The sequence below is a fragment of the Paraburkholderia sp. RL17-347-BIC-D genome (genome assembly GCF_046027915.1).
Classification (GTDB): domain Bacteria; phylum Pseudomonadota; class Gammaproteobacteria; order Burkholderiales; family Burkholderiaceae; genus Paraburkholderia.
Map to the genome: position 1 here is coordinate 22979 of NZ_JARESS010000064.1, position 18629 is coordinate 41607.

The 18629-nt window shown below is 64.5% G+C and carries 16 protein-coding genes; 11 read left to right on the forward strand and 5 right to left on the reverse strand.

Annotated features, from left to right (window positions below):
• Window positions 1–57 precede the first annotated feature (57 nt).
• From P0D96_RS41955 to P0D96_RS41980, 6 genes are all read left to right on the forward strand, one after another.
• The gene (locus P0D96_RS41955; RefSeq protein WP_408319742.1) at window positions 58–1851 is read left to right on the forward strand and encodes an FAD-dependent oxidoreductase; all 1794 of its coding nucleotides are present in this window, start codon (window positions 58–60) and stop codon (window positions 1849–1851) included.
• The gene (locus P0D96_RS41960) at window positions 1851–2462 is read left to right on the forward strand and encodes an NIPSNAP family protein (protein WP_408286406.1); all 612 of its coding nucleotides are present in this window, start codon (window positions 1851–1853) and stop codon (window positions 2460–2462) included. The genes P0D96_RS41955 and P0D96_RS41960 overlap by 1 nt, the downstream gene beginning before the upstream one ends.
• A 40-nt stretch (window positions 2463–2502) precedes the next feature.
• Window positions 2503–3336, forward strand: a complete 834-nt coding sequence (locus P0D96_RS41965; RefSeq protein ID WP_408319744.1) for a sugar phosphate isomerase/epimerase family protein — start codon at window positions 2503–2505, stop codon at window positions 3334–3336.
• 117 nt (window positions 3337–3453) lie between these two features.
• The gene (locus P0D96_RS41970; protein ID WP_408319746.1) at window positions 3454–4839 is read left to right on the forward strand and encodes an MFS transporter; all 1386 of its coding nucleotides are present in this window, start codon (window positions 3454–3456) and stop codon (window positions 4837–4839) included.
• Window positions 4840–4936: 97 nt separating this feature from the next.
• The gene (locus P0D96_RS41975; RefSeq protein WP_132381976.1) at window positions 4937–5791 is read left to right on the forward strand and encodes an IclR family transcriptional regulator; all 855 of its coding nucleotides are present in this window, start codon (window positions 4937–4939) and stop codon (window positions 5789–5791) included.
• Window positions 5792–5921: 130 nt separating this feature from the next.
• The gene (locus P0D96_RS41980) at window positions 5922–7235 is read left to right on the forward strand and encodes an MFS transporter (RefSeq protein ID WP_408286400.1); all 1314 of its coding nucleotides are present in this window, start codon (window positions 5922–5924) and stop codon (window positions 7233–7235) included.
• A 4-nt stretch (window positions 7236–7239) separates the two neighbouring features.
• On the opposite strand, the gene P0D96_RS41985 is transcribed toward P0D96_RS41980, so the two are convergent.
• Window positions 7240–8280: an AraC family transcriptional regulator gene (locus tag P0D96_RS41985; RefSeq protein WP_408319748.1), complete on the reverse strand. Its 1041-nt coding sequence runs from the start codon at window positions 8278–8280 to the stop codon at window positions 7240–7242.
• Between the two features lie 292 nt (window positions 8281–8572).
• Here P0D96_RS41985 and P0D96_RS41990 point away from each other — a divergent pair, with 292 nt between their 5' ends.
• Window positions 8573–8875 carry a hypothetical protein gene (locus P0D96_RS41990; protein ID WP_408319750.1) on the forward strand — a complete coding sequence of 101 codons (303 nt, stop codon included), beginning with the start codon at window positions 8573–8575 and terminating at the stop codon, window positions 8873–8875.
• 159 nt (window positions 8876–9034) lie between these two features.
• Here the strand turns inward: P0D96_RS41990 and P0D96_RS41995 are convergent, their stop codons facing one another.
• Complete coding sequence (locus tag P0D96_RS41995) at window positions 9035–10060, reverse strand: NAD(P)H-dependent flavin oxidoreductase (protein WP_408319752.1); 1026 nt, start codon at window positions 10058–10060, stop codon at window positions 9035–9037.
• 531 nt (window positions 10061–10591) lie between these two features.
• Between P0D96_RS41995 and P0D96_RS42000 the strand changes: the two genes are divergently transcribed.
• The gene (locus tag P0D96_RS42000; RefSeq protein ID WP_408177886.1) at window positions 10592–12496 is read left to right on the forward strand and encodes an AAA family ATPase; all 1905 of its coding nucleotides are present in this window, start codon (window positions 10592–10594) and stop codon (window positions 12494–12496) included.
• An 86-nt stretch (window positions 12497–12582) separates the two neighbouring features.
• On the opposite strand, the gene P0D96_RS42005 is transcribed toward P0D96_RS42000, so the two are convergent.
• The 3 genes from P0D96_RS42005 to P0D96_RS42015 all read right to left on the reverse strand — a co-directional run bounded on the left by P0D96_RS42005 (window position 12583) and on the right by P0D96_RS42015 (window position 15132).
• A complete protein-coding gene (locus P0D96_RS42005) occupies window positions 12583–12849 on the reverse strand; it encodes a hypothetical protein (protein ID WP_408286392.1) in 267 nt (88 codons plus the stop codon).
• Between the two features lie 89 nt (window positions 12850–12938).
• Entirely contained in the window at window positions 12939–13733 is a 795-nt protein-coding gene (locus tag P0D96_RS42010) for a TSUP family transporter (protein ID WP_408177888.1), read from the reverse strand.
• A 205-nt stretch (window positions 13734–13938) separates the two neighbouring features.
• Window positions 13939–15132, reverse strand: a complete 1194-nt coding sequence (locus P0D96_RS42015) for an acyltransferase family protein (RefSeq protein ID WP_408319754.1) — start codon at window positions 15130–15132, stop codon at window positions 13939–13941.
• Window positions 15133–15365: 233 nt separating this feature from the next.
• On the opposite strand from P0D96_RS42015, the gene P0D96_RS42020 reads away from it, so the two are divergent.
• From P0D96_RS42020 to P0D96_RS42030, 3 genes are all read left to right on the forward strand, one after another.
• The gene (locus tag P0D96_RS42020; protein ID WP_408319756.1) at window positions 15366–15560 is read left to right on the forward strand and encodes a hypothetical protein; all 195 of its coding nucleotides are present in this window, start codon (window positions 15366–15368) and stop codon (window positions 15558–15560) included.
• A gap of 125 nt (window positions 15561–15685) precedes the next feature.
• A complete protein-coding gene (locus P0D96_RS42025; RefSeq protein WP_408286387.1) occupies window positions 15686–16819 on the forward strand; it encodes an OpgC domain-containing protein in 1134 nt (377 codons plus the stop codon).
• Window positions 16816–18486, forward strand: a complete 1671-nt coding sequence (locus tag P0D96_RS42030; RefSeq protein ID WP_408319758.1) for a tannase/feruloyl esterase family alpha/beta hydrolase — start codon at window positions 16816–16818, stop codon at window positions 18484–18486. Before P0D96_RS42025 ends, P0D96_RS42030 begins: the two co-directional genes overlap by 4 nt.
• The last annotated feature ends 143 nt before the right edge of the window (window positions 18487–18629 follow it).

Genomic DNA, 18629 nt, shown 5'->3' on the forward strand with positions numbered 1-18629 from the left:
AGTATTCAATAAATGGGTCGAAGACGATCTCTTCCCAACCGACGAAACGAACTGGTAATGAAGCGCGATCCGATACTCGAATGTGATGTGCTGGTGCTGGGTTCCGGCGCGGGCGGCCTCTCCACCGCGGTCACCGCCGCGACGCGCGGGCTGCGCGTGATGGTGGCGGAAAAAGCCGCGGTGTTCGGCGGTACGACCGCATGGTCGGGCGGCTGGATGTGGCTTCCCGGCAACCCGCTCGCAACGCGCGCAGGCATTGTCGAGGAACCCGAAGCATCGCGCACGTATCTGCGCAACGAACTCGGCGCGCACTTCGATGCGGACAAGGTCGACGCGTTGCTCGACTACGGTCCCGAAATGATCGAGTTCTTCGAACGCAATACGTCCATGCGTTTCGTCGACGGCAACCGCATTCCCGATTTTCATACCACGCCCGGTGCCGTGAGCGGCGGCCGCTCGGTGTGCGCAATGCCATTTGACGGCCGCGAACTCGGGCCGCTGATCGAGCGGTTGCGCGAGCCGCTCGGCGTGGTGACGCTCAAAGGCATGGCGATCGGTTCAGGGCAGGACCTCGCGCATTTCTTTAACGCCACGCGTTCAGTGCGCGCCGCATGGCACGTGCTGCGCAGGCTCGCGGTGTTCGCGGGCCACAAGCTGCGTTACGGCCGCTCGATGCATCTGGTGAACGGGAATGCGCTGGTCGCGCGACTGCTCAAATCCGCAGCCGATCTCGGCGTCGATCTGCGCACCAACGCCGAGGCCGTCGCGTTGCTGCGCGAGGCGGGCCGCGTGATGGGCGCACGTGTCGAGATCGACGGCGTGCCGCATGAGGTGCGCGCCGCGCGTGGCGTGGTGCTGGCTTGCGGCGGTTATCCGCACGACCTCGCGCGCCGTGCGCAAACTTTTGCTTATACGCCGTCGGGGCGAGAACACTGGTCCGCCGCGCCGCTCACCAATACCGGCGACGGCATTCGCCTCGGCGAATCGATCGGTGCGCGCTTCGATGCTTCGCTCGAAACGCCCGCAGCCTGGGCGCCGGTCTCGCTCGTGCCGCAAGGCAAGGGGCGCGCGGACGTCGCGTTTCCGCATTTGATCGAGCGCGCGAAGCCGGGCGTGATCGCGGTGACGCGCGCGGGCCGGCGCTTCGTCAATGAAGCCTCGTCGTATCACGATTTCGTCAGCGCGCTGATCGGCACTACGCCTGCCGGTGAGGAGGTCTGCGCGTGGCTGGTTTGCGACCATCGTTTCCAGCGGCGGTACGGGCTGGGCTTCTCGAAGCCGTTTCCGTTTCCCACCGCGCCGTATCGACGCTCAGGCTATCTGAAACGCGCGAACAGTCTTGCCGAACTGGCGGCGCAATGCGGCATCGATCGACATGGATTGGAGAGCACCGTGGCGGCCTATAACAGCTACGCGAAGGATGGCTTCGACCCGCAGTTCCACAAGGGCTCGACGCCGTACAACCGCGTGCAGGGCGACGCGCGGCACGCGCCGAGTCCGTGTCTCGCGCCGCTCGAAGACGGGCCGTTCTATGCGGTCAAGCTGCTGCCCGGCAGCCTCGGCACGTTTGCGGGCCTCGCCACCGATGCCACCGCTCGCGTGCTCGATCACGCGGGCCAGGCCGTGGCGGGCCTCTACGCGGTCGGCAACGACAGCGCCAGCATGATGGGTGGCTGCTACCCGAGCGGCGGCATCACGCTCGGCCCGGCGATGACCTTCGGTTATCTCGCGGGCCTTTCCATCGCCGGAGAAGCTCGGGCGGCGCACGTAGCGCAAGACGCATCAACACAGGCCGCCTTGAACACCACGAACACCACGAACACCACCATTCAGCCACAAGGACACATGTAATGACGCTCTACGACGTAGTGACACTGACGGTGAAGATCGGCGCGAACGCGCAGGTCTTCGAAAGCATTCAGGCAAGCGGCGATCAACCGGGCTTGAAGCTGCTCGGCTGCTGGCATTCCGATATCGGCGCGCTTGGCCAGGTGCTGGTGCTGCGCGGCTTCGATTCGGAAGCCGCGTTGATCACGGAGCGCAAACGCATGCTGCTCGATGGCAACCCGTTCGGCTGCGGTGAATTCGTCACGGACGTGAAGATCGACAGCTATTCGCTCTTTCCGTTTCTGCCGCCGATCGAACCGGCCGTATACGGCGGCATCTACGAGATGCGTGTTTATGGCACGAAGCTCGCGAGCCTGCAGCACACCATCGACGCGTGGGAGAAAGCGGTGCCCGAGCGGACGCAGCGTTCGCCGCTGGTCGGCGCGATGTATTCGCTCGACGGCAACGTGCCGCGTTTTCTGAACATCTGGCCGTATGCGAGCGTCGACGAACGTTCGCGGATTCGCGCCGAAGCGGTGAAGGACGGCATCTGGCCACCCAAGGGCGGCCCCGCGCACCTGACCACGATGGAGTCGACGATCTGCGTGCCGGCGCCGTTCTCGCCGTTGCGCTGAGCGCGGACCCGCGGAGATGAAATCGAACTCAGGAAATGACATGACCCAGCACAACTCACGGGCGCTCTCGCTATCGGCGTTGACCGTGCTCGAACTGAGCCCGTCGCAAATGGTGGAGTGCGCGGCCGAGGCAGGCTACGGCTTCGTCGGGCTGCGCCTGTTGCCTGCCACGGATCACGAAGTACGCCACGACATCATCGGCACGACGCCGTTGAAGCGCGAGACGCTTGCGTGTTTGCGCGACACCGGCGTCAAGGTGCTCGACGTCGAGATTCTGCGGCTCAAGCCCGATACCGATGTGGCCGCATACAAGCCGATGCTCGATACTGCCGCCGAACTCGGCGCGCGCTACGTGCTCGTTGCGGGCAACGATCCTGACGAAGCGCGCACCGCGGAGCATCTCGCGCAACTCTGCGATCTGGCTGCGCCGCTCGGCCTGTCGCCTTCGCTCGAACCGATGCCGTGGACCGAAGTGAAGGACATCACGCAGGGCGCGCGCATCGTCAAGGCGGCGGCACGGCGCAATACCGGCCTGATCGTCGACCCGATTCACTTCGACCGCGCGGGTTCATCGACTGACGCATTGCGCGCGTTGCCACGCGAGTACTTCGGCTACGTGCAGTTTTGCGACGCACCGGCCGAGCGTCCTGCCGACCTCGACACGCTGCTGTACCAGGCGCGTTGCGAGCGTCTGATTCCGGGCGAGGGCGGCCTCGACCTTGGCGGCATTCTGCGCGCGCTGCCGGATCATTTGCCGATCAGTATCGAGGTGCCGACCCAACGGTGGGCTCAAACCACGCCCGCGGTGGAGCGCGCCCGCAAGCTGCGCGAGGCGATGCTCGCCGTACTCGAACGGACCTATGCGATGACGTAGTCGGTTTCATCTTCCTTCGAGCCGGTCCGCCGAAGCGCACGCCAAAGATGTCGCGCGGTATGAGACCGGCAACCTCAATCGATAGCGATAACGATAACAACAGTCCGGAGACACCTGATGGAACCTTCACTCAAGGCGCCGCGGAAACCCGCGTCCGCTTCGCGCGTCATCGACGTGCAGCAGTTGCTCGACGAACAACCCGTCGGGCGCTTTCAGATTCTCGTGTTGCTGATGTGCATGTTCATCGTCACGCTCGACGGACTCGATACCGTGATGGTCGGTTTCATCGCGCCGGCTTTGTCGAGCGCGTGGGCGATTCCGCGTGACGCGCTCGGTCCGGTGATGAGCGGCGGCCTGCTCGGCCTCGCGTTCGGCGCGCTGTGCGCGGGACCGCTCGCGGACCGCTTCGGCCGCAAGACAGTGATGACGGGCGCGGTGCTGTTCTTCGGCGTCTGGAGTCTCGGCTCCGCCTTCGCGAGCAACATCAGCGAACTCACGGTGCTGCGCTTTCTCACAGGCCTCGGTCTCGGCGCATCCATGCCCAACGCCGCCACGCTGATGGCCGAATACGCGCCACAACGCTGCCGCGCGCTGATGGTGACGACGGTGTTTTGCGGCTTCACGCTCGGCGCGGCTGGCGGCGGGTTCGTGAGCGCATGGCTGATCGCGTCGCACGGCTGGCATTCGGTGCTGATTCTCGGTGGCGTCCTGCCGATTCTCTACGTGCCGCTGATGATCAAATGGCTGCCCGAATCCGCGCGCTTCCTGGCGCTCAAGGAAACGCGCCGCGCGCGGCTCGTGACGGTGATGAACCGCCTCGAACCCGGCAGCGCCGATCAGTCCACGCGCTTCGTCGCGCATGACACGCCGCAGCGCGAACGCAGCCCGGTCCGTTTGATTCTGTCGCGCGACTACGCATTCGGCACGGTGATGCTGTGGGTCTGCTACTTCGCCGGCTTGCTGACCGTGTATCTGCTCGGCAGCTGGCTGCCGACGCTGATTCACGGCGCGGGCTTCACGCTCGCCGAAGCGGCGGTGGTCGGCGCGCTGTTTCAGGCGGGCGGCACGATCGGCTCGCTGGCGATCGGCTGGCAGATGGACCGTTTCAATCCGCATCGAGCGCTGGGCGCAACCGTGTTCATGGGCGGTGTGCTGGCTTGGTACATGGGCTTGCCCGGCCACGGCATCACCGCGATCAGCGTGCTGGCGTTCGCCATGGGCTACTGCATGAACGGCTCCAACACGGGATTCTGCGCGTTGGCGGCGGGCTCCTATCCGACCCGCATGCGCGCCACCGGCACGAGCTGGATGCTCGGCATCGGCCGCTTCGGCGGGATTGCGGGGGCGATGCTGGGCGCCGGCATGCTGCACGCGAACTGGGGCTTCGGCCAGGTGTTCACGTCACTCGCGCTGCCGGCCGCGGTCGGCGCGGCGGCGGTGCTGCTCAAGGGCGCACGTCATCGCGGGCCGGTGCTGCAGGTCAGCGCGGGCATCGGACACTGAGATCAGCGAAATTCATTGGCGCATCGTGCGGGCGCTCTTGAGTTCCGATATGGAATCGTGTTCTCATTCGGTATCGAAATCGAATTGAGAGTGCAACATGGCGGGGAATCTGGAGCGGGCGCTGGCCATCATCGAATTGCTGGCGAAGCAGGGCGGCAGCATGCAGTTGGCCGCGATCGCCGACACGCTGAATATTCCGCGCAGCGGCACCCATCGCCTGCTGGCCGAATTGAGCGAGGAGGGCTACGTGCGGCAGGACGAGCACGGCGAATACGTGCTGGCGCTCAAACTGGTGTCGCTCGCGCTGATGTGGCTGTCCACCGGCGGCGTGCTGGATATTTCGCAGCCGGTGCTCGACCGGCTGGCGGCCGCGTCGGGCGAACTGGCGCGGCTGGGGGTGGTGGAGGATGATCACATCACGTTCGTCGGCAAGGCGCAGGGCGCCAAATCCGGCTTGCGCTACGACCCGGACATGGGCAGCCAGCCGCCGCTGCATTGCACGGCGAGCGGCCAGGCGTGGCTCGCCACCATGAGCGACGAGGAAGCGCTCGAACTCGTGTCGCGTCAGGGCGGCATCGGCAAGGCGGGCCCGCGCGGCCCCAAGGCGCCGAAAACGATCCAGCAGTTCCTGCAGGACCTGGCGGGCGCGCGCAAGCGCGGCTACGGCGTCGCCAGCGAAACCTACGAGGCGGGCATGACTTCGATGGCGGCGGCGATCCGTCATCCGTTGACGGGGCTGGTGGTGGGGATCGTCAGTCTCGCGGGCCCGACCAGCCGTTTGCCGGAAGCGCGCCTGAAAGAGCTGGCGCCGGCCTTGCTCGAAGCCGCGTCGGATATGGGCGCGGCCACCATGAGTTCGCCGTATTTCAAGCGCAGTCTGCGCGTGGCGCCGGTGGCGGCCGTGGTGCAGCCGGTCGAGCCGAAGCGCAAAGGACGGCCGCGTGCCGCTTGAGTGTCGAGCGGCCTGCCACTTGCCCGCGCCGCGTCAAATTGCATCGTGCCGGGCCGTTGAGCTGAATAACCCGCTCGCGTTTCTTCCGTTTCTTTCCTGAAAATCGCCACGAATTCGTCGACGGCCACTCATGCACACTGCTGCCGGCAAAGCGGCCCCGCTGTCCCGCGCCGAACTCAGGCGTATCGTCGCCGCCATTGTGATCGGCAATGGTTTTGTCGCTTACGACTTCACCGTCTACAGCTTTTCCGCTGTCGTGATCGGCAATCTGTTCTTTCCGTCGCACAATCCGGCATCGTCGCTGTTGCTCTCGCTTGCCACCTTCGGCGCGGGCTTCGTGATGCGTCCGCTCGGCGCGATCATGATCGGCCACATTGCCGACAGCCGCGGCCGCAAAGCCGGACTCACCGTATCGCTCACATTGATGACGCTCGGCACGTGGCTGATCGCAAGTCTGCCGAGCTACGCATCGATCGGTCCGGCGGCGACCGTGCTGATGGTGCTCGCGCGCCTGATGCAGGGGCTCGCGGCGGGCGGCGAGATCGGCCCGGCGTCGGCGTCGCTGATGGAGTCGGCCGGCTACCGGCACCGCTGTTTCATGGTGAGCTGGCGCGGCGCCAGCCAGGGCGCGGCCGCTTTCGCCGCCGCACTGGTCGGGGCGGGCACCACGGCATTTCTGTCGCCCGCCGCCATGCACGACTGGGGCTGGCGCATTCCGTTCGTGCTGGGCGGATTGATCGGCCCGGTCGGCTGGTACCTGCGCCGCCGCATGCCGGCGGCCGCGCCGCAAGAGCGCACGCGGCTCAGCCCGCGACGGCTGTTTGCGGAGCACACGCGCCCGCTCGTCTGCGGCATTCTGATGATGGCGGCGCCTTCCGTGAGCATCTACGTCACCGTGTTCTACATGCCGGCCTATCTGGTGCGTACATTGCACCGGCCGCCGGCGATCAGCCTTTTGACGGCGTGCCTCTCAGGCGTGGTGATTCTCGTGGTGACGCCGCTGATCGCGCGCGCGGCCGACCGGCTCGCGAGCCGCAAAACGCTGCAATACGCGTCGCTCGTGGCGTCGCTGGCGGCGGCATGGCCCGCTTTCTGGGCGCTGACCCACGGCGCGGGCGATCTCGCGGCGCTCGTCATCATCACGTCTTACGTGGCGCTCGCGGTGAACAACGCCGGCGCCGCTTCGGTGCTGATGATGGAAGCGTTTCCGGCGCACCGGCGCGCGGCCGGACTATCGGTGATTTACAGCTTGGGCGTGGTCCTGTTCGGTGGATTTTCGCCGTTTCTGGTGACGTGGCTCATCAACCGGACGGACGATCCGATGATCCCGGCGTGGTACCTGATGGGCGCCACCGCGCTCACGCTGATCGCGCTAAAGGCGTTCCCGGAAGCGGAACCGGAGGCGGGCGCTCGCGCTACAAGCGCGTCGCAGCCGGCTGCCTGAAACGTTAGGCTGCGTTGCGCAAGTGCTGCAGGTCGAAGGCGCGGGCGCGCATGTCCTGCGGGCTCATGTCGAAGGCGCGGCGAAACGCGCGGGTGAAGTCGGATGCGCTCTGAAAGCCGAGTCCAAAAGCGATTTCCGCCACCTGCACGTGCGGATAACGGACTAGTTCGTCCGCCGCCTCGCGCAGCCGGCGGTTGCGAATATAGGCGCCAAGACCGCCCTCGTGCTCGAACCAGCGATAGATTGTCGCGCGCTTCAGTTGCAGCGCCTGAACGACGCTGGTCGGCGTGAGGTCGCCCTGGTGCAGATTGGCTTCGATATAACGGCGTACCCGGCCCATCACCGCGGCCTGCAGCGCGGCGCGGCCCGCGCCGCTTAGGCGCGCCTCCTTGCGAAACGTGGCCACCAGCAACTGCGTCCCTGCCTGCAGGGCATCGATGGCGCTGGCCGGATCGAGGCGCGCAATGTCGCGGGCGAGCGCTGTCATGTGATCCAGTACGACGCCGGTCAGCGGCGAGCCTTGCTGGACGATGCGGCCGTGAATCGCCGCGCCGTCGCGTAACGCTTCATCCACCACCGCGGCCGGCACGAACAGGCTCAGAAGGCGGCATTCGGGGCGTTCGGCGCGGAACGGCTGGTTCAGATCGAATGCGACGATGCCTGGCACCGAACCCGGCGCGCTGCGTTTCTTGTGCATGCCGGTGACGTGGCCGACTTCCCCTTCCACGAAGAGCTGAAACACGTAATCGCGCCGCGAGTCGGTGGATACGCGAGCCACCGAGCGTTCCAGCAGCATCGAATCGGTGCGGCAGTCCGTAAAAATCATGCCGCCGACCGCGTATAAATCGATTTCACCGCGAAATCCTCCGGCAACCTGCGCTTTCGATGGCGGCGCGTCGACCACATGGCCCACGCGCTGGCGCCAGGCGAGGAATTGTTCGGCGGGTGCCAGTCCGTGCGTACTGAAACGGCTCGTCGAAATGGCGGAGCGCGAATCGGCCGCGGCGGCCGCGGCCAGATGTTGCGGCAGGGTGCGCTGGTTCATTGAATCGGTTGTTACAAGCGAGAAAGGCGTGCCGACGGGGCCGCGGCGTGTCTACGCGGCTATTTCACGCGCCGTCGTCCAATTTTGAGACGTACGGTCAAGCCTAACAAAAAAGCGGCATTAATGTTGCGTGATTAGATGCAGATCGTTTTCGCTGACGGCGCGGCAGGCAGTCGACCGCCGCGCGTTATCGGAATCGCAACTGCGCGCAGAAACAGCGCCGAGCCATTTCGCGCGGTGCAAGGGTGCGAGGTTCACGCTTTGCCGACAGGCAATTCACGGGGTATCAAAGATGAGCGGCACGAACATGCAACCGACCGTGCAACGCGGCGCTCGGCGTCCGACTAGTCTGGTAGACAGCCAGTTGCAACATTTCGAGAACGTGGTGGAGTACCTGACGCGTGGGGACGCGTCAGGCGGGCTGTATCCGCTCGACCACGAGTATTGGGAAAAACGGATCCGGGCGCTGGAAGAAACTTACGAGTTGATTGCCAGCCAGCGGCACCGCCTGACGAGACTTCTCGACAGACTCGCGAGCGAAGCTCAGATGGCGCAGATGGCGCGGAATGCGCTGAAGCCGCGCACGGCCGCTTGAGTCGGTCGAAGCATAGGAACGCGAGAACCGGATTTCAGTCGGGGAGAACCAGATCGATGCATGCCGGCATCGCTAATAAAAGCAGCAGAACCTGAGAGCAAATGGCGATGGTGCGAACGGGCCCGAAGAGGCCCGTCGCACATCCCCAGTGCTTGAGTGTCAATGAACACCTGCGGCGTGAATCCGTGCCGCTGCGTCCACCGCCTCGCTCATGAGCCGGTCGATGACTTCCGCCACCGGCGCGCATCGCTCGACCAGCGCCGACGATTCCCCCGCGAACAACGCCATTTTCTCAAGATCGCCCACCGTATCGCGGAGCGGCGAAATCGTGCTGAACTTGTAGATCGGCCCTTGATCATCGTGGGCGATTTCTTCCCGCGGCAACACATGCGGATGATTGCCGAACAGACGGTCGCCGGCCTCGCGCGTCACGCTGTTCGACAGCACGCGCACCGGCGAGCCGGGTGGCCAGTTGATCGCGAAAAGGTCGGTGTGCACGGTGTCGCCCGCTCGGGCATCGACGATCCGCTGCTTGTGATAGTCGTGCGCGAAAGACTCATGCGTCGCGACGAATAGCGTGCCGCACTGAATGCCCGCTGCGCCGAGCGCTAGCGCGGCAATCAGCCCGGCGCCGGTCGCGAAGCCGCCGGAGGCCACCGCCGGCACGTGCAGACGCTGCGCGACTTCCGGCAGCAGCGCCATGATGCCGATGCGTCCACGCACGTGGCCGCCCGCTTCGACGCCTTGCGCGATGACCGCGTCCACGCCGGCCTGTTGCGCGGCAAGCGCCTCTTCGAGCGAGCCGACCTGCCAGAGGACGAGCGCGCCGGCATCTTTGGCCCGTTTCACCACGTCGGGCATGACATCCCAGAAGAAGCACATGGCCGGCACCTGCGCCGCGCGGCACACGGCGAGTTGCGCATCGAGCAGCGCGGGCTCCGTTCGGAAAGGAATGAGATTGACGCCGAACGGCCGGTTCGTCGTTGCGCGCACCGCGGCGATCTCACACTCGATCACTTCCGGCGCTTCCCCAACCATGCCGAGCAGGCCGAATCCGCCGGCGTCAGAAACGGCGACCGCCAACTCGGCGCGCGCCGGGCCGCCCATTCCGGCCGAAATCACGGGGTGCCGGCAACCGAGCAAACGCGTCAGCGCAGTATCGAACAGCGGGGTGTCGTCGTGCATGGCGGTCCTCTCATCGTGTCGCGCGGCGGTCATGCACAGGATTGTGCGGCTCGCCGCATCGAACCTGCATCCACGGCAGTCTCTTTAGAGTAGATGCAGACGAGCGCGGCGGCAGCGGGTATTTTTCGTCAGAAGATAGGCGAGCGCGGCAAGGCGATATTCAGTAATTCTGACCGCTTTTAAATAGGGAGCGGTTAATAGTAGATATGCAGAATACGCAATGAATTTAGCGCTGATAAACTGTGCGCCGGAGCAGGCTGTTACCGCAATGCACGCAGCGCTCGCTCCCCAAAATCCGGCGGCTCGAAAGCGCTGGATAGACGGTAGAACTAGGCCTTTTCTGCGATTTGGAAGAAGCGGCGGCACGGCATACTGGCCGTGTGCACGTTGTTAAAAGGGACGTATGGTTGGGTGTCCTTTCTTCCGGTCATGCATGGTGTCGCATCAGTCGATCCCCCTCCGCCAACCTCTGCCCATCTGAACTTTGACAAGTATCGGGGCTCGCTTTGGGCCCGTTTTTGGAACTGACTCATGAAGCCGGGAAATAACTCGCTTGGTAAAAGACGCTCACGCAAGATCGCCATGTCGGTGACGGCGGCGCTTATCGCAGTGTTGCTCGCCTTTGGCGTGTGGCATTACCAGCAGCGCGCAGCGCAGGTCGCGCCGGCGCTGACCGGCGTCGCGAGCCAGATGCGCCACGATTCCTCGGCATGGACGCATGAAGAGAAAGACGCCTCGCAAATGTTGCGCGATATTCACGACGCCAAGGTTGCCGCGATCGGCGTGAGCCCCAACGCGATTCTGATTTCGAAGCGCGACGGCACGAAATACTTCGTCACCGACCACAACGCGACGTTCTCGCATGCGCTGCTGCTCGGCGAACCGAAGGCCGACGAGGCCGCGGCGTATCAACTCGTCTGGCTTCCCGATGCGGATATTCAAACCGGCGGCTCGCGCTGGGTGCAGGTCTTCGACCAGACGCGCGACGCCATCAGCCTGCTGTTGCCGCTGTTGTTGATCGGCGGCATGGTGTGGTTCATGCGCCGCGAAATGCGCGGCGGCGCCACGCTGCTCGCCAGGGCGCCCGCCCTACGTTTCGACGATGTGATCGGCGCGGGCGAAGCGAAGGCGGCGCTCGCGGACATTCGCGGCTATCTGTCCGACCCGAAGCAATTCACGTCGATGGGCGTGCGCGCGCCGTGCGGCATTCTGATGGTGGGCGGCCCCGGCGTCGGCAAGACGCGGCTTGCCCAGGCGCTAGCCGGCGAGTGCGGCGCGAACTTCATCTCGATCACGGGCAGCTATTTCAGCGCGAAGTATTACGGCGTCGGCATTCAGAAGGTCAAGCATCTGTTCGAACTGGCGCGCAAGAATGCGCCCACGGTGATCTTCATCGACGAAGCCGACGGGCTCGCCAAGCGCACGGATACGGGCAGCGGCCCGGTCGAAGCGGAGAGCAACCGCATCATCAATCAGTTGCTGGCGGAAATGGATGGCTTCGCTTCGAACGAAGGCGTCATCATCGTCGCGGCCACCAATCACCCCGACAATCTGGACGAGGCATTGCGCCGGCCGGGCCGCTTCGATCGCACCGTGCAGGTCCGTTTGCCCGATCGCGAAGACCGCGCGAAGATTTTCCGTTTCTACGCGGAGAAGCTGAAGTCGAAAGCGGCCGACATCGACTACGATCAGTTGGCGCGCCTGACCACGGGCCTGTCGCCGGCAACGGTCGCGATGGTGGTGAATCAGGCGGGGCTCGTCGCGCGCAAATCCGGCGACACCGAAATCACCTCGAAGCATTTCATGGAAGCGATCAAGATTGCGCGCATCGGCGACGTGAGCGGCGCCGAGCGCGCGCTCAGCGAGGATGAACGCACGCGCATCGCCGTGCACGAAGCGGGGCACGGTCTCGTCGCCGCGCTGCTGGGCACGGGCGTGCTGGAAGAGGTCACGATCCTGCCGCGCGGCGGTGCGTTGGGTGTTGCGCTCATCACGAAAGCGCAGGACAAGCATTTGTATCGCGAGACCGAGATTCGCAACGAAATCCAGGTTTTGCTCGGCGGCCGCAACGCGGAAATTCTCACGTTCTCCGAAGCATCGAGCGGTGCGGCTTCGGATTTGCAGGAAGCGTCGCGCATCAGCCTCGACATGGTGTCGAAATTCGGCTTCAACAGCGACGGCGATCTGTTCAGCCTCGCGGCGCTGCCGTCGCAGTACGCGGGTTTGCAAATGAAGAGCGCCATCGAGCATGCGAATGTGCTGCTCAAGGAGCTGAATGAACTGTGCTACGGCTTGCTGCACGCGTACGAGCCGGTGCTGCGCGCAATCGCGGACGAATTGCTCGAGCAGGAGACCGTGCCCGGAGAAACCGTGTACCGGTTGATCAGGGAACACAAGAGCACGCTGAAGATCGTTCACGAGCCGGAAGCGGCGTGAACCGATGATCGACTGACTGCCTCGACGGCAAACGACGGGCGGCGCCAGTAAATGGCGCCGCTTTTTTATTGCCCGGCGCTAGCTAGTTACGCGAAATCGGACGGACCGGGCTCAGGAACTCCGGGAGGCGTTTCGGTGTCGCCCAGCGCCTCGCCATCAGCGTTGGCGTCGTCAGCGGGCGGCGGTGTTTCGCCTTTTTTTGGCAGCGGTTGATCGAGACCCGGTTCGACCGGCGTGGGAATTGCGTCGCCGATCGGCTTGGACACCTTGGTAGGCGGGCCGCCCGGGTCTTCTTCGGGCTGGCGCTCGGGCTCGTGCTCTTGCTCATTCGGGGAATTGGCCATGGTTGCCACGACGGGCTCTCCGGTTGATTAGGGATACACCGTTGTGCAGCAATGCGCGTACCACGGCCCGTTTTGCGTAAGCGCTAACGGCGCAAACCCTATAAAACGCCGGATTTCCAGATCATCTGCGCTGCGGCGGCCGCAACGAATACCAGCACGAGAACCCGGAACGCGGCGGGCGGCAAGCGGTCTCGCAAGGGCCGCACCAGCAGCATTCCCGCGATCACCGGCACGCTCGCGCAGGCCGAGATGGCGAGATCCGTCCAACTGGCATGCGCGCCGCCGCTGAATGTCGCGACGAGCGTGATGATCGACACCACCAGAATAATGGCGATCTGCTTCGTGAACGCTTTGCCCGTCGCGCCGGTGGCGATCAGATACATCGCGAGCAAGGGCCCTGGCACTGAAGCAATGCTCTCCATGAGGGCCGCGCCGAATCCTAGTACGAACCCGGCCGGCTTGGCCCACGTCGGCGACAGCGTCAGCCGTGGCGACGCCAGCAACAGCAACGCCGCGACCATCAGCAAGAGGCCGGCAGCCGCTTGCGCGCGATGCGGCGCGAGCGAAATCAATACGGTCACGCCGACGATATTGCCGATCACCGTGCCGATCAGCGGCGCGGCGATGCGCCGGACGGTCGGCAGCAGTTCACCGCCTTCGAGTGCCTGCGGGATATTGCCGAGGATGATCGGCATCGACAGCAGAAGAACCGCTTCCTTGATCGGCAGGAAATGGCTCAGGATCGGCATCGCCACGAGCGGTACGCCGATGCTGACCACGCCCTTGACCATTCCGCCCAGCAGAAGTGCGGCAACGATGCCGAGCAACGCGTAGAGGTTTAGCGCCTGCAGGCCTGCGCCCAGAACGCCGCCGGCGAAAGTGAGATGAGACATGATTGGAAAGCGCGTGTCGGAATCCGCGAGCCGGCCGCGCGGATCGGATCGACCGGACAGCGCGCGGGCGGTGGCTTGTTGTTATCGTTCGGCCAGTTCGGTGCCCGCGTGTCACGCAAGATCGGAAGCAGCCGGCTAAGTGAGGCCGCATGATACCGTGCCCTCACTTGCGCCGCTTGCCAGTGAAACGTAAGTCGCGCGTGGGTTAGACCGCGTCCGACGCGGCGCTCTCATTCCTCGACGAATGCTCCGCTCGCTCACGACGCGAGCGCAACGCAGCCGGCGTGTACGCCGAAGCGGACGTCGCGGCCGTTGCCGGCGCACGCCGTGTCTTCAAACGAAGGATCGGCTCTTCGATCAGCCGCCAGGATAGCATCGCCATCACGAGCGAAATCACAAACGACCCGGCGATGCCCGCAACGTGCGCCCACACGGGCACCGTGCCGCCGAAGAGCGCCGCCGCGTGATGGTTGCGGGTCAGGTCGGGGATCAGGTTGTGATAGAGATAGAAGCCATAGCTGATTCGCCCGAAGCTCACCAGCCATTTCGTTTCGAGCAGGCCGATCACGACGGCGTTGCGGCAGCAGGCAATCGAACACACCAGCGCAGCGATGCACACGCCATACGAGGCGCTCACCACGGTGAACAGCAATGGATTGTCCACCTGGCTCCAGATCGGCTCAGTCGCGCAAAAGCCCACGAGCCCGAGACTCAGCACGAAGAGCGTCACGCCGTGTCCTAGCCGCGCCCGCAAGCGGCCCGCTTTGCCCGCAATCATCAAGCCGCCCATGCCGCCCAACGCGAGCAGCCAGAAGTTCGTCAGCGGGTGCGTGTAGATGGTGATGTCCGGCCAATGCGCCGCGCGCATGGCCAGCAGCGACGCGAGCCCGACCGCGACGATCGCGAGACACACCGCGCGATGCCGGCGCGCGGCAAGCAGCAAGAGGAGTGGCGCGAACACGAGATAAAACTGTTCCTCGATCGCGAGGCTCCACAAATGCGAGTAGCGCCCCGGCCAGTAGTGCAGCACAGAGCCGATCCAGATGTTCGACAAATAGGCAAAATGAAACGGCATGCCGCTCGCCAGTTCGGGACTTGCCATGCCGAACGCCATCAGTACGCACATCACCACCAGCATCAGGTAGTAAATCGGAAAGATGCGCAGGGTTCGGCGAAACAGAAAGCGCTTCAATTCAGCGCCGAATCGACTGGCGCCGCTTTCAATGCGCGTGCGTTGCGCGGACAGAATGCCGATGATCAGAAAACCGCTCAGCGCGAAGAAGATCCATACGCCGAGATGGCCGATCTCGCCGATGTCGCCGAACAGGCGATGCTGAAAAAATACCATCAGGACTGCGATCGCGCGCAATCCGTCGAAGCCGGCAATTCTGTTGTTCATGTGGTCGTCTTCCAGTGCGAAGGTGGCGCGCGCAGCGCAGCCGTTCGGGGCGGTAATGGAAGGACCGGCGCGCATCGGTGACGCTCAGGTCGGCCGTGGCGGTTGGAAAGGCGTCGCAATGACGCTCGGCGTGCCGGCCGATCGCGGATCGGCCGGCCGCGTGTCCGGTCCACATGAGTGGACGCCGTCGAAAGGTGGCATCGCGCGAAACGCGCGAGGTCCGACGGGCGTGCATGAAACCATCCTACGATGAAAAAAAGCAAAAAAAATCGCGCATCGCTCTCTGCGATTTATTTTTTGCGCTGATTACCGATTGCATTCGCGCCCGGCGAATTAAAGCCGCAAATCTTGCCGCGAACCGAATGCGTGACGACTCAGTATTACCGCATGCCGACAACGGAATTTCAAATCGCCGCCACGTAATTTGAAATTAGAGGCAGGTTGTCAGCGCGCGCCGATGGACCGCGCAGCCTCGCTGGGAACGTTTTATTGTCATGGTGTTCCTACGAAAAACGACGCGCGGCAGACGCGCGCCTATCCTGCGAGAACCTGAATGGAAACCCGTCGCGGCCGCCCCGGAGGAAGTCCCCTTGGAGGGCGCTCGATCGAAGTGGACTTCTTCCGCGGCGTCGTGCTGATCGTCATCGTGCTGGATCACATTCCCGGCAGCACGCTGTCGCATCTGATGCTGCACGCGTATGCGTTGTGCGATTCGGCGGAAGTGTTCGTGTTTCTGGGCGGATATGCGTCGGCGGCGGCGTACACGGCGGTGCTCGCGGGCCGCGGTGAGAACGCGGCGAAAATGCGCTTTGTCAGGCGCTGCTGGGAAATCTACCGCGCCTATCTGTTGACGGCGGTATTGACGCTGCTGTCCGGCGCGATCCTCGCGTCGCTCAATCTGAACCGTCCCATGGTCGATCTCACCGGCTGGCCGCCTTTCGCGGTTCAGCCGCTGCGCGAAGCCTTCGATATCATGCTGCTGCGGCGCCAGCCTTATCTGTCGAGCGTGTTGCCCATGTACGTGATCTTCGCGCTGTGCGTGCCGTTCGCGGTGCCGCTGGCGCGGCGGTCGTCGCTCATGGCGCTCGGCTTGAGCTTGCTGATCTGGGCGTTGGCCCGGCCGCTGGCCGCATTATTCAGCATTGACGACGTGGCCAACTGGGCTTTTAATCCGTTTGCATGGCAACTGATGTTCGTGCTCGGGATTCTCTGCCGGGTGCAGCCCATCAGCGAGCGCTTTCACGCAACCCGTACCGCGCGCTGGCTCACGCGGATCGCGGTGGTCGCGGTGTTGGCGTTCGCTATCGTCAAACTTTTCGTGCTGACGCAACCGTTGCCCGGCACGTTTAAACAGAATCTGTCTCCCGACCGCGTGATCAACTTTATTGTCATTGCCTGGCTCGCCGCGCAGTTCGTGCGCATGGGCAGTATCGCGTGGCTCGCGCGGCGCTTGCCTGCCGTGGTCACGGTCGGCCGCACGGGGCTTGTGTGTTTCGTTGCGGGCACACTGGTTTCGCTGATCGTCGATACGGCGACGCCGCATATGTTTCATGGCTTTCGCGGCGTGCTGATCGGACTCGGCGGCGATCTCGTCGCCATCGGCGCCGTGCTGATGATCGCGCGCGGCTGGCGCGGCTGGAGAGGGCAGCAGTCGGCGGCGGCTGCCAATGGCGCGGGTTACGGATGAGGTCGCGCCGGCGCCGTGCGCGTGTCGCGCGAGACTCGCGCGCGGTCATCCACGTTGTCGGCGCGATGTTGTGGCTCGCCGCTCACCCGGCGCTCGCCGCTCTCAAGGAAGCGCCGCTCGCCATGCGCTGTGCGGAATTAGCGGGCGCCGTTCTGCAGCCCGAACTCATTGCGTTGCCGACCGCCGGCGTACAGATCGAAAGCGCGGCGATGGTGAGCGCCACCGCGCCCGGCAATCAGCAAGGCGGCGAATATTGCCGCATCACCGGCCGCATTAAAGGGTTCAACGCCACCACACCCGATATCCGTTTCGATCTGAACTTGCCGCGTCGCTGGAACGGCCGCGCGCTGCAGATCGGCGGGGGCGGTTACAACGGCGTGGTGGTGAGCGGCACCGGCGTGATGCCGTTTTCGCCGAACCGCGCGCCGCTCGCGCAAGGCTATGCGACCTTCGGCGACGACTCGGGGCACGTCGGCGATTCATCGGTCGCGGTGTTCGGCCTCGTCGACGAGGCGGTCACGAACTTCGGCTTTGCGCACCTGAAGAAAACGCACGATGCCGCGCTTGCCCTGATTGCGCGCGCGTATGGACGGCCGCCGCAACGGATGTATTTCGCCGGCGGCTCGACCGGCGGCCGCGAAGGCTACACCGTGATGCAGCGCTTTCCCGACGACTACGACGGCGTGATCGCCAATTCGCCCGCGCTCAATTTTTCCGGGGTGCGCCTGCTCGGCGTGAAACTCGGCCAGGCGGAATACACCACGCCCGGCGGCTTCATTCCGCCGTTGCTGCTCGAACACGTCTATCAACGAACCCTCGCCACCTGCGACCGGCTCGACGGCGCGGCGGACGGTATCGTCAGCGACGTCGCCGCGTGCCACGACCACGAAACGGAGATCATCGACTCGTTGCGCTGCAGCGGACGCACGCCGTCGCACGATGAATGCCTCACGAACACGCAGCTCTCCACTTTGCTCGTGATGCGCGACGGGCTTTCCTTGCCTTACCGTCTGGCGTGGGACGTCAACGGCTATGGCGGCTACAACATTTTTCAGGGCACGCGTCTGACCGGCCTGCTCGGCCTCGCGCATCAGCCGGAGCGCCTGCCGTTGCCGACGTTCTTCGCCAACGGCTACCTGTTCGCGCAAGGCGACGGCTATATCCGTTACTTCGTCACACGGGACGCCAGCTTCGACTCGCTCAGGTTCGACCCGCAACACCCCGGCAAATATCGCGCGCAACTGGTCGCGCTGTCGCAGACGATCGGCGCGATGAACCCCGACCTCACGCGCTACATTGCGCGCGGCGGCAAGCTCATCACGCTGCAAGGCCTCGCCGACGAAGTCATCAGCCCGAACCAGACAATCGCGTATTACGACACGCTGGTCGACCGGTTCGGTGTCGACCAGGTCAATAGTTTCATGCGCTTGTACATGGTGCCGGGATTCCAGCACGGCAGCGGCGCGTTCATTCCATCGGTCGATCTGCTAGGCGCGCTCGATAATTGGGTGACGCGCGGGGCATCGCCCGAGACATTGACGGCAACGGATATCGCTGCGGCGACTAATGGACGCTCACGTCCGCTGTGCCGCTATCCGCTGTTTCCTCGCTATGTCGGCAAGGGCAATGTGAATCTCGCCAGCAGTTTTGTTTGCGCGGAGCCGTGACCGGCAGTTCTTGAAAAAAATGCCTCGCAGGTAGCAAGACCCACATGCGCGTCAGTGGCCTTTTGAACACGTGATTTCCGTCCCAGAAACAGTAGGGCGGGGGGGGGGGGGGGGGCGGCGGCCCCCCCCCCGGGGGGCCCCCG